General features: G+C 42.0%; 9 protein-coding genes. All 9 read left to right on the top strand.

Annotated elements, in window-relative coordinates:
- Window positions 1–15 precede the first annotated feature (15 nt).
- The 9 genes from purR (at window position 16) to mazG (ending at window position 12,570) form a co-directional block, all read left to right on the top strand.
- Complete coding sequence (purR, locus tag Q5O24_13480; GenBank protein WKY47350.1) at window positions 16–828, top strand: pur operon repressor; 813 nt, start codon at window positions 16–18, stop codon at window positions 826–828.
- Between the two features lie 145 nt (window positions 829–973).
- Window positions 974–1,300 (top strand): septation regulator SpoVG, encoded by a 327-nt coding sequence (gene spoVG, locus Q5O24_13475; GenBank protein WKY47349.1) that lies wholly within the window; start codon window positions 974–976, stop codon window positions 1,298–1,300.
- Window positions 1,301–1,380: 80 nt separating this feature from the next.
- Complete coding sequence (gene glmU / locus Q5O24_13470; GenBank protein ID WKY47348.1) at window positions 1,381–2,745, top strand: bifunctional UDP-N-acetylglucosamine diphosphorylase/glucosamine-1-phosphate N-acetyltransferase GlmU; 1,365 nt, start codon at window positions 1,381–1,383, stop codon at window positions 2,743–2,745.
- A gap of 76 nt (window positions 2,746–2,821) precedes the next feature.
- Window positions 2,822–3,781: a ribose-phosphate pyrophosphokinase gene (locus Q5O24_13465; GenBank protein ID WKY47347.1), complete on the top strand. Its 960-nt coding sequence runs from the start codon at window positions 2,822–2,824 to the stop codon at window positions 3,779–3,781.
- A gap of 1 nt (window position 3,782) precedes the next feature.
- Window positions 3,783–4,352 (top strand): aminoacyl-tRNA hydrolase, encoded by a 570-nt coding sequence (gene pth, locus Q5O24_13460; protein ID WKY47346.1) that lies wholly within the window; start codon window positions 3,783–3,785, stop codon window positions 4,350–4,352.
- Window positions 4,353–4,401: 49 nt separating this feature from the next.
- The gene (mfd, locus tag Q5O24_13455) at window positions 4,402–7,821 is read left to right on the top strand and encodes a transcription-repair coupling factor (protein WKY47345.1); all 3,420 of its coding nucleotides are present in this window, start codon (window positions 4,402–4,404) and stop codon (window positions 7,819–7,821) included.
- An 83-nt stretch (window positions 7,822–7,904) separates the two neighbouring features.
- Window positions 7,905–9,395 (top strand): SurA N-terminal domain-containing protein, encoded by a 1,491-nt coding sequence (locus Q5O24_13450; GenBank protein ID WKY47344.1) that lies wholly within the window; start codon window positions 7,905–7,907, stop codon window positions 9,393–9,395.
- A gap of 92 nt (window positions 9,396–9,487) precedes the next feature.
- Window positions 9,488–11,107, top strand: coding sequence for a polysaccharide biosynthesis protein (locus Q5O24_13445; GenBank protein WKY47343.1), 1,620 nt, complete (start codon window positions 9,488–9,490; stop codon window positions 11,105–11,107).
- Complete coding sequence (mazG, locus tag Q5O24_13440) at window positions 11,107–12,570, top strand: nucleoside triphosphate pyrophosphohydrolase (GenBank protein ID WKY47342.1); 1,464 nt, start codon at window positions 11,107–11,109, stop codon at window positions 12,568–12,570. The genes Q5O24_13445 and mazG overlap by 1 nt, the downstream gene beginning before the upstream one ends.
- The last annotated feature ends 66 nt before the right edge of the window (window positions 12,571–12,636 follow it).

The raw sequence follows: 12,636 nt of genomic DNA, 5'->3' as shown, positions 1-12,636 counted from the left end.
TTTCGAAGATGGTGAATGATGAAAAAAAATGAAAGAATCAGTATAATTACAAAGATTTTAGCAGATCATCCTAATGAGGTATTTAGTTACAATTATTTTGCAAAGCTTCTGGATGCTGGGAAATCCAGCGTGTGTGAGGATATTGCTATCGTCAAAGAAGCATTCTTAAAACTGAATGAAGGTCGGGTACACACTTTTTCTGGTGCTTCCGGCGGTGTCGTTTATTATCCGGAAGTTTCAGAGCAGGAATCAAAACGGATTCTGTTAGAAATAGCAGAACTATTAAAAGAACCGCGTCGGCAGATTCACGGTGGTTTTGTTTATTACAGTGATATTTTGTCTAATCCCCGATATTCCAAAAATATTGGTCGAATAATTGCTTCCCGCTATTTTGAAAAGGGGATCGATTACGTTGTTACTACTGAAACAAAAGGAATCCCGACAGCCATGGAAGCAGCGCATTTTCTCAATGTGCCGGTGGTTCTGATCAGGCGGTCCAATCGTGTCACTGAAGGATCGACCATTAGTGTCAACTATATATCGGGATCTTCCAATAAAATATCCACCATGTATTTAAGCCGTCGGATTGATTTGAATCAGAAGAAAGTTCTGATTATCGATGACTTTATGAAAGGCGGCGGGACTGCTAAAGGTATGGTTAGCCTTATGGAAGAAGTTGGTGCGGAGGTCTGTGATGTTTCTGTTATTTTTGCAACCAGGACTCCCCAGGAAAAACTGATTTCAACGTTCACGCCTTTATTGATTGTTGATGATGAGCAATTAGGTGAAGGGAAATTGATGATTGAAATCTATGAAACCGGCGTTTAAGAAATTTTGCTTTTAAACTGAGCCCCCTTCAGTATAAAATTCGCAAAAAACTATGATGTTTTTGTTTCAAAATTCTTTAAATTATGGTAGGATATAGATAGAATCAGGACATATGACTTTATTTCAATAGGGGAGGCTTAAGCAGATGGAAATTACGGACGTAAGAGTACGGAAAACGTATCCAGAGGGAAAAATGAGAGCAATTGTCTCAGTAACCTTTGATGACCAGTTTGTTGTGCATGACATCAAGGTTATCGAGGGACAAAGTGGATTTTTTATTGCAATGCCCAGTCGAAAAACACCAGACGGTGAATTCAAGGATATTGCCCATCCCATCAATATGGGTACCCGTCGTCAAATGCAGGAAAGCGTACTCAGAGCATATGATCTTGCTGTTGAGCAGGAAGAAAGTAGTGCTGAAAGCATTGAAGGAGCAAATGTTGAACTGGAAGTGGACTACGAAGAAGAATAGAACACATGAACGATATTTTATAAAGGGGAAGCAGCTTCCCCTTTTTTTGTCGTTTATGATTAAATAGAAGGAAGAAATACATGAAAAATACGAAGGTTTTGATACTGGCTGCCGGCCAGGGCACACGGATGCGGTCTAAAGAAGCAAAAGTGTTGCACAGACTATGTGGTAAGCCAATCCTTGAGTATGTGATTGATAATGCCAAAACGGCAGGCGCGCAGGCTATCGCAGTCATTGTTGGCTGTCAGGCTGAGCGGGTGCAGGCTACTTTACCCGAAGAGATTAAAACATACCGCCAGGAAGAGCAGCTGGGAACGGCCCATGCCGTAATGACGGCACTGCCGTTCTTTGAAGAATTTTCAGGGAACCTGATGGTGCTGGTGGGAGATGCTCCATTTACCAGGAGTGAGACCTTGTCAGGACTCGCAGATATGCATCAGGAAAAAGGATATGCAGCGACAGTTTTAACGGCCGAATTCGCTGATCCCTATGGTTATGGTCGGATGATCAAGAATCAGGAGGGTGAACTGCTCTCAATTGTTGAAGAAAAAGATGCCAGCGATCTGCAGAAACAGATTCGAGAAATTAATTCAGGAATGTACTGCTTTGATGCTCAGGCTTTGACAGCAGCATTAAAAGAAGTCAAAACCAATAATGCTGCGGGGGAATACTATCTGACCGATGTCATTGAGATTATCAGGAAAAATGGTCGTAAAGCCGGTACTTTTAAGACGGAGGATCCCGATGATATTGCGGCGATTAATTCCAAAGTTCAACTGGCAGAGGCCGAAACCCTGATGAGAAAGCGGATCAATACAGCCTTGATGGAGTCCGGTGTGATTATGATTGATCCGGCTACCAGCTATATTGGACCGGAGGTTAAAATTGTGGCTGATGCTGTTATTTTACCGGGAACCATGCTGGAAGGTAAAACCGTGATTGGTGAAGATTCAGTAATCGGCCCCCATTCAAGACTTAGAGATGCAGTGATTGGAAATCGGGTTACCGTTGAGCAGTCAACTGTGCTTGAGAGCTCAATCGATGATGAAACAAAGGTTGGCCCCTTTGCTTATATCCGGCCCGGCAGCGCCATTGGTAAAGGCTGTAAGGTTGGTGATTTTGTGGAAGTTAAAAATTCCAACATGGGTGACCATTCCAAAGCTTCCCATTTAACCTATATTGGTGACGGGGATGTGGGCGAAGGGGTGAATCTGGGTTGCGGGACGGTTTTTGTCAACTATGACGGTAAAAAGAAATATCGCACAGTCGTTGAAGATCAGGCTTTCGTGGGTTGCAATACCAATCTGATTGCCCCGGTAACCGTTAAGAAAGGCTCCTATATTGCCGCCGGGTCAACCATTACCGACGAAGTTCCGGAGGATTCCTTGGCCATTGCCAGATGCCGCCAGGTCAATAAGGTCGGTTATCTGAAAAAGAAAAAATAACGTAAATATTAATTTGCGATAAAAATGTTTATATCACACATCAACTATTAAGAAAAAAAGAAGAGGTAAGAAAATTATGGATGGAAAGTACAGCGGTATTAAGATTATTTCAGGGAATTCAAATAAGGCATTAGCTAAAGAGATTGCAGAATATCTGGAAGTACAGCTTTGCAATGCGGAAGTCGTACATTTCAGCGATGGTGAAATTGGGGTTAATGTTTATGAATCGGTACGTGGAGCTGATGTTTTTGTGATTCAGTCAACCGGTAATCCGGTTAATGAGAACCTGATGGAGCTTCTAATTCTGATTGATTCAATGAAACGAGCCTCCGCTGGTCGTATTAATGCAGTAATCCCATATTATGGGTATGCCCGACAGGATCGTAAAGCAAAATCGAGAGATCCAATTACCGCTAAACTGGTAGCCAATCTTTTGACAACAGCCGGTGCGGATCGCGTCATCACGATGGATCTCCACTCTAACCAGATTCAGGGATTTTTTGATATCCCTCTAGATCATCTGACTGGAGGCGGGCTGATTACTGAGTATTACAAAGAAATGAACCTGGATAATATGGTTGTTGTTTCACCTGACGCCGGTAGTGTAAAGCGGTCACGTAAACTGGCTCGAAGCCTGAATTGTTCTTTTGCCATCATTGATAAGGAACGTCCAAAACCAAATGAAACTTCAGTTATGAATGTTATTGGGGATGTCGAAGGCAAGAACTGTATTCTGATCGATGATATGATTGATACGGCAGGAACGATAACGACTGGGGCTAATGCCCTGATGGAGATGGGCGCTAACTCTGTATATGCGGCCTGCAGTCATGGTGTGTTCTCGGGTCCAGCGATTGAACGAATTGAAAAATCGGCAATTAAAGAGCTGATCACTTTAAATACCCTGGATATTCCGGAAGAAAAACAGATTGATAAAATTAAGATTCTCTCAACTGGTGTTCTGTTTGGTCGTGCTATTGACTATGTACATTTTGGTCGTTCGCTGAGCAAGTTGTTTGTGGGACGTTACGTATAAGATGCAAATTATTGTTGGACTGGGAAATATAGGGAAAGATTACGAAGATACCCGTCATAATATCGGGTTTATGGTAGTCGAGGCCTATGCCCGGAAAAAGGGGCTGGAGATATCTAAAAAAGAACAGCATGGACTGACCGTTAGTTTTTTTGAAAACGGTCAGAAGGTCATGCTGGTCAAGCCTACTACCTATATGAACAACAGCGGTCTTTGTGTTGCTGGGCTACTTGATTACTACGATGCTGAGCCGGAAGACCTGCTGGTTGTTTACGATGATATTGATCTTTCTTTTGGCGATATCCGAATTCGCAAAAACGGCGGCCCAGGAACCCATAACGGGATGCGTTCAATTATTTCCGGGTTGGGCAGCCGTGATTTTGCGCGCGTTCGGATGGGAATTGGCGGTCCCAAAGAAGGACTTGATCTGGTCCATTTTGTCCTGGGAAAGTTTGCAAAAGAAGAACAGCCGAAAGTGGCAGAAGCTGTAACCGAAGCAGTCAGGGGAATCGAAATTTGGTTAGAGGAAGGCATTGATGCAGCGATGAACAAAATCAACTGCCGTAAAAAATAAGCCCGGATTATGTCCGGGCTATTGCCATTCTTGTTTGGAAAGAGGAATGATGAATCTTAAGAAAACGGAAACGTTTAAAAATATAAAAAATCAATTACAAATAGCAGAACCCTTAAATTTAACGGGCGTGAACAAAGGCTTTAAAGCAGCGCTAACGGCAGCCCTGGAAGAAAATGAGCAGCTTTTATATATCACGATGAATGATATCGAAGCCTTGAAAGTTGAGCAGGATTTAAAAAGAACTCTGGGTGATCAGGTGCTTTATTTTCCAATGGAGCCAATCCATGATTATTTCGCCGATGTACATAGTCGAGAAATCACGAATCAGCGACTTCTGGTCTTGAAAAAAATTCTGACTGGTCAGCCTTGCCTGGTTGTTACGGGAGTTGAGACAATATTTAAAAAGTTTCTGCCACGGGAGGACTTTGTCAGCCTGGAAGTGAGTCTGGCCCAGGAAGACGAAATTGCTCCTGATCTGCTCATTGACAAATTGGTGCAGCTGGGATATGAACGTGATGTTCAGGTAGAAGCCAGAGGGCAGTTTGCCCATCGTGGGGGAATTATAGATGTTTTCGTTCCTTCTGAGGAGTATGCTTATCGACTGGAATTTTTTGGCGAGACCATTGAATCGATCCGTTCTTTTGATCCCCAGACACAGCTGTCGGTTGAAAATCATGAAAGCGTTTCAATAACCGCGGCACGAGAGGTTCTTTTACCTGAAAAGGAACGGGAGCTGATGTTTAAGCGACTGAATAAAAAGTATCGCGATGAGGCCCTGTATCAACCTCTGCTTGAACGGTTGACGGAAGAAGGCTGTAATACCTGTGAGATTCTTTTTGCCTTGTCCAGAGCAGAAGGAGTATTTTTTGATTATTTTAAAGATCCCTTAATCATTTGGGATGAACCGACTAAAATCAGGCAGGCAGGAAATGCCTATTTGGAAAAGCTGGACCAGGATATTCTTAATCTTGGTGCGGAGGGGATTTTATTTCCAGAAGAAAAAAACAAGTTTTTCCGCCTTTCAAAAATAGAGAAAGAAGCCCTTTCCTATCGGGAGATAAAGGTTAACCTTTTTGGCTCGAGAAGCAAAAAAGGGACAACGATAGAAATTAATGCGCTGGAAATAGAGCCTTTCGTTGGAGCTATTCCGCGGTTTCTTGATTTTGTGGAGGAACGCTTAAAAAAAGACTATCTGCTGGAAATACACGTTCGGGACGAAGCTGGGCGCAAGCGAATCGAAGAAATCCTGGTGCATGGTGATATCCATCGTTTTACAGAAAATTTTGAAGCCGGAATTCAATTACTGGATGGAGAAATAGCAGGTGGGTTTGAGCTGACTGATGATCGACTGATTTGTCTTAATGAGCGGGATATTATCAGGGATGGTTCAGCCCGAAGACGAAGACGTCGCAAAAAAGGTAAGAAGCTTGACAGTTTTACTCAATTAAACCAGGGCGACTATGTTGTTCATGATATACACGGAATCGGAATATATAAAGGAATTGAACAACTTACAATCGATGAAACCATAAAAGACCTGATGGTTATTGAATATGCTAATGACGCCAAATTCTACTGTCCAGTTGACCAGATGGATGCTGTCCAGGTCTATGTCGGAACGGGTGAGAAAAAGCCGCGGGTTAATCAGCTGGGGACCAGTGACTGGAATAAATCCAAATCCCGGGTTAAAGCGGCGGTAGAAGAAATGGCTGATGAGCTGATTGATCTTTATGCTAAAAGACAAAAGCTCACTGGTTATGCCTTTGGTCCTGATACCACTTTTCAGCAGGAGTTTGAGGATGCCTTTCCTTATGAAGAAACCGGAGATCAGCTTCAGGCTGTGGAAGAGATCAAGGAAGATATGGAGAAGGCAAAACCGATGGATCGTCTGCTTTGCGGCGATGTTGGTTATGGAAAAACCGAAGTGGCCCTGCGTGCCGTTTTTAAGGCCGTAATGGATGGCAAACAGGTCGCTTTTCTGGTTCCTACGACAATCCTTGCTCAACAGCATTATCAGACGATTATTGAACGGTTTGCCAACTATCCGGTCCGGATTGGTCTGCTTAGCCGCTTTAAAACTAAGTCAGAACAGGAAAAAACCATGCGGGGACTGATTAGTGGGGAAGTAGACCTGGTTGTGGGAACCCATCGGCTTTTATCGAAAGATGTTCAGTTCAAAGACTTGGGATTGCTGGTTATTGATGAAGAACAGCGCTTTGGGGTAACCCATAAAGAAAAAATCAAACAGATGAAAGAAAATATCGATGTACTGACTTTAAGTGCGACACCAATTCCCCGAACTCTGCATATGTCAATGATAGGGGTCAGGGATATGAGCGTCATCGATGAGCCGCCGGAAGGCAGACGACCGGTTTTAACCTATGTAATGGAATATAATGACGCTCTGATAAAAGATGCCATTGAAAAGGAATTAAAACGCCGAGGTCAGGTTTATTTTGTTCATAACCGGGTTAATGATATTTATGAGGTTTCTGCCCGCCTTAGAGAACTTGTCCCGGGCCTGCGTATTACCGTGGCCCATGGTCAGATGTCAGGACCAGAGCTTGAGGATATCATGATGGATTTTCTTGAGTATCGTTATGATCTTTTAGTTACAACAACCATAATTGAATCCGGCCTTGATATCAAAAATGCCAATACTCTGATTATTGATAATGGCGATCATATGGGTCTTTCCCAATTGTACCAGCTCCGCGGTCGGGTTGGTCGCTCCAATGTTCAGGGATACGCATATGTGACCCATAAACAGAAGATGCTTTCGGAAGTTTCTCAGAAACGACTAAAGGCCATTAAAGATTTCACAGCCTTTGGTTCAGGTTTTAAAATAGCCCTTCGCGATTTAGAAATCCGCGGTGCGGGAAACATTCTTGGATCAGCCCAGTCAGGGAATCTGGCCAGTATTGGTTATGAACTATATTGTCGGATTCTTGATGAAGCTGTTAATATGCGGCTGGGTAAAGCGCTTCCTGAACCGGGTAGGGATGTATTAATCAATCTGGATATCAGCTCATACATTCCGGAGACCTATATTAAAGATGAAGAGTTGAAGTATGATCTTTACAAAAAGCTTTCATATATTAAAACCCGTGAAGATTATAATGAACTGGAAGATGAACTGCTGGATCGATTTGGCGCCATTCCTGATGGAGTCTATAATCTGATGGCGTTGGCGATGATTAAGTTTAAAGCAAAAATGCTGGGAATGATTGAGGTTTCACAGCGGGGAAACAGTGTCAGTTTCACTTTTGACCCTGAAGTGGCTCTGCCAATTCCGCAACCGGAATCAATGGAGATGTTTGGAAAAACCTACAGCCTCAAGTTTAATGCCGGGAAAAAAGATGAGATTAAATGGCGAATTGTGATGAAGAAAGATGTTGAACAACGTTACCTTAATAAGCTGGGTGAGTTTTTTGATCTCCTGGAGGCTAAAAAAATTAAGGAAAATTAGGTTGAGATTGTGGTAGACTGTCACAGGTATTTTTAAGATGCGACAGAAAAAGCTGTCCTAATAACATTATGAAGGAGATTTACATGATAACAGGAAAAAAACGGTTGCTGGCAGGATTCATTGTGGCGGTTATGCTGACAGGGATGCTATTTAGCGGATGCAGTCTGGTGTCGGTGGATCCGGAAAAGGATCGGGCCCAGGTTATTGCTGAAATTGGCGATGAGACCATTCTAAAAGAAAGTTTTAATAACTATATGGCTTACTACTATATGTATTACAAAGCCAGCGGGATGACATTTCCTACCGGAGATGATTTAAACACTATGAAATCGGATCTGCTAGATGATCTGGTACGGGTTAATGTCCTGACTATTCAGGCCAAGGCAGACGGTCTAGAACCGGCTGATACCACTACGGTGGATGTAGAAACCATGCTTAGCAGCCTTAAATCGTCATTGGGCGATGATGAATATGCTAAGATTTTAAGTGATTATAATACGGATGATGAATCTTTTTCAGCATTTTTGACCAGCTTAATGGAACAATATGCTTACGCTGATGCTATTCAGGCTAATTTTGAAGAAAATTTAAAAGCTAATCCTCAGGACGAGTTAGGTATTGTTGTTGGAACCATTGATGGCCAGGAGATAACCAAAGATCTGTACAATTATCAGCTGGCTAATCAGGAACTGACTTACTATTATAGTAATCAGACAGCTATGAGCACGGATGATGACACCATGGCCTCTGTTAATGAAACAATTTTTAATGATTTAGCTGAACGTCAGGTTCTGGCTGCTTACGCTGAAGAAAATGGGATTGAAATTGATGAGAATGATGTTACCGATTTTGTATCCGCACAAGAGGCTTTTATCGGATATCTTTTCTCTGATGATGCAACTTTCCAGGAATATCTGGATGCCAAATACTTAACCATTGAACAGTGGGAAGCTTTTGTTCAGGAAGATGCAACTGCGTCAGCTACCGCTTTAGCGATCCAGGATCAGATGAAGGCAGATATTGAAATCAGTGATGACGATATTGAAAGCTATTATGAGGAGAATAAAGATTCCTATGACAGCGATACGGTTTCGGCTATGCATATCCTGGCAGATACTGAAGAACAGGCTCAGACTATTTATGAAGAGGCCAAAGACATCACGAGTTCGGAAGAATTTTCAGCTATGATGGACAAGTATCAGGATCAGGATGGAATTCTGGAAGCCGCTGATCTGGGTTCCTTTGATTATGCGACAATGGTTGAGCCTTTCTCTGAAGCTTCTTTTAATGCAGATGTCAATACAGTGATTGGACCGGTCGAGACAGATTTCGGTTATCATGTAATTTTTGTCTATGATAAGCATACAGCAGAAATTCCGTCACTGGACGAAAAGCGCGACGAAATTAAAGAAACCTTGACTGAAAACGCAATAGACGATGAATTCAGTGCTTTAAAGGAAAGTTTGATGAAAGATGTTAAAATTGAGATTAACGATATTGCTGATCCATTTGATGCCTATGTGGAAGAATTAAAAACACAGATGAATGTAACAGTATACGAGAACCGGATTTAACAATCAGGTACCCCAAATTGCTAATACAAATTAATTAACACTTTAAGGCACTGATTTATCAGTGCCTTAAACTTAGAATGGAAGAGGATAGCATGTCAGGACGTACAGCAAATTACTTAAAAGGCGCCACGATATTGGCGGCAGCGGGAATATTATCCCGATTTCTGGGATTGTTTTTTAAGATCCCGCTTTATCAGATGGTAGGGAGCTATGGAAATGGAATCTATGGTAACGTAACTGCTATCTATAATACCCTCTTGATGGTTTCGACAGTAGGGATTCCGGTAGCCATTTCAAAAATGGTTTCGGAAAATATTGCAAGGGGTGAGTATGCGACAGCTCACCGGGTTTTTAAGGTATCGATGCTGGCTTTAATTGGTTTGGGAACAGCCTCGACCCTATTTTTATTTTTTGGCGCTGACTGGATTATCGAAACAGCAAACTGGACCTATGAGAGTTTACCAGCTCTAATTGCTATATCACCAGCGCCCCTGATTATCTCGGTTTTATCGGCCTATAGGGGATTTTTTCAGGGCTTCCAGATCATGACGCCAACTGCGGTTTCGCAGATTATTGAGCAGATAGTCCGGGTTATCCTGGGGGTTACCTTAGCCTATCTGTTTAGTAGTAATTTTTCGGTCGGAATGGGTGTTGGTGGTGCGGTTTTCGGGGCGACAGTCGGTGGACTGGTGGCTGGAGTCTTCCTGTTTTTTCTTTATGAAAGCTTTGCCCGGAAAAATAAACGTCTTTTGAAAAAGAAGACCCACAGACGCCAGAAATCCAATAAAGAATTAATGAAACGACTGGTTATAATAGCGGTTCCGGTCACCTTGACAGCAGCACTGGTTTCAATGTTTTCGACCATTGATTCCTTTATTTATGTGGGACGACTGGCTGTGGCCGGGATTGATGAAGTAACGGCAACGATGATGTTCGGAGATTTTACCAATGCCGAAATTTTAATCAACATTCCTCTGGTTCTAAGTGGAACTTTGGCAGTAGCGATGATTCCGACGATTTCGGAGTCTTTTATCAAAAGGGACAAGGAAGCGCTTTCTCATAAGATTCAGCTGTCGATTAGGATTATTTTTCTGATTGCTTTTCCGTCCTGTGTAGGGCTGGCGGTTTTATCTGGGGGGATATTTGATCTTCTGTTTCCCGGCTCTCCTTATGGGGCGGCGATTTTAAGAACGTTCTCGATTGCAACGATTTTTATGATGCTTTCAAATACCTTTCAGAGCATGCTCCAGTCGATTGATAAATTTCGGATACCGCTTTACAATTTGGGGATTGCCATGGTGATTCGCTTTGTAACTGGATGGATTTTCTTGTCAATTTCATTTATCAACATTCAGGGGATTGTAATCAGTAGTATTATAACCTTTGCTTACCTGACTTTTGCCAATTACAGTGCGGTAAGGCGCTATACACGAATAAAAATGGACTGGGTTCATGATATGTTAAAACCACTGATTGCATCTGTAATTATGGGTCTAATCACTTACTTTGTTTATCTGGTTATGACGAGCCTTTTCGGAATTTTCTGGGGACTTATTATAGCCATTTTACTGGCGATTGTATTTTATGGCGTAATAATGATTCTGATTAAAGGGATTACAGAGGAAGAGCTGAGTTATTTTCCGGGAAGTAGTCGATTGTTAAAAATTTATGGCCGGGTGAATGGACTTTCACAAGGCAGAAAGGATAGATAATGGCACATATAGATATTGTAGGCTTGGGCCCGGGAGATCCAGGTCAGATGACCTTAAAAACGCTGGAGCTTCTGGAAAATGAAGCAGATAATTTTTTAAGAACAGCAGTTCACCCGACAGTGTCATTCCTTGAACTGAAAGGAATTACTTACAAAAGTTTTGACTATCTTTATGAAGCTGAAAGCGCCTTTGAACATGTTTATGAACAAATTTCAGACCATCTGATAAAGGTGGCTAAAACAATTGATATTGTTTATGCAGTGCCGGGAAATCCTTTGTTTGGCGAGGAAACAGTTGTCAAACTGACTGAAAAGGCAAAACAGCAAGGAATCACTTATACCATTCATCCAGGTGTCAGTTTTGTGGACGTTACCATGAATGCCCTGGAATTTGACCCGGTTGCCGGCCTTAAAATTATTGATGCCTTTAACTTAAATGGCCTGGAATGTTCGGGGAATCTGTTAATTACGCAAGTTTACAATCGTCATATGGCATCAGAGGTTAAACTTGAATTGATGAAAATTTTTGATCCGGAGAAAAGAGTTGCTTTGCTGATCAATGCTGGCATTCCGGAAATGGAAAAAAGCATCGAGATCCCCCTTTATGAGCTGGATCGGGTTGAGGAAGTTAATCATTTGACCAGTCTTTTTGTGCCGGCTGAAGAAAATACCGGATTTGTCGGGGTTTTTGAAATTGTCAATAAATTATTAAGTGAAGAAGGCTGTCCCTGGGATAAACAACAGACGCCTGAAAGTTTACGCCCCTATCTAATCGAGGAAGCTTATGAAGTAATCGATGCGATTGATAAGGAAGATAGTGAAAATCTGGCAGAAGAACTGGGTGATGTACTATTTCAGATCGTTTTTCACGCTATATTAGGCGAAAAAAAGGGCCAGTTTAATATCCATGAAGTTTTATCGGGAATCAATGAAAAGATGATTAGACGGCATCCTCATGTCTTTTTAAGCCAGGAAGAGATAGAAGCCAAGGAAGTAGAAGTGAATTGGGAAGCAATTAAGCGGGCAGAAAAAGGTCTTGACCAGGTCGATTCAGTTCATGAGATTTCGGATGGCTTTAAAAAAGTGCCGGATTCATTTCCCGCCTTGATGCAGGCTCAAAAAATTCAGAAAAAAGCTGCTAAAGTCGGATTTGACTGGCAGAAAAAACAGGATGCATTGACCAAACTGACAGAGGAAATTGAAGAATTTACGATGGCAGTGAGTCAAAATGATACTTCGAATATGGAAGAAGAATTAGGAGATCTGCTATTTTCGATGGTTAATGTGGCCAGACTTTATCAGATAAACGCGGAATTTGCGTTAAGAAAAGCAACAAAAAAATTTGTTGCCAGGTTCAAAGAAATGGAAAAATTAGCCCGTCAAGAGGAAAAAAACTTCCAAGATTGCGATTTTGAGACAATGAATCGCTTCTGGAACGCGTCAAAAACGCAAAAACTCTCCTAAATCCCCTAAAAAAGCAAAAAAGGCTTGTAATTGAGGGGCAATCATGCTTATAATATTATACATAGA

The sequence above is a fragment of the Eubacteriaceae bacterium ES3 genome (assembly GCA_030586155.1).
Lineage (GTDB): Bacteria > Bacillota > Clostridia > Eubacteriales > Eubacteriaceae > Acetobacterium.
The sequence above is the reverse complement of the archived record's forward strand: the minus strand, read 5'-3'. Positions and strand labels throughout refer to the sequence as shown.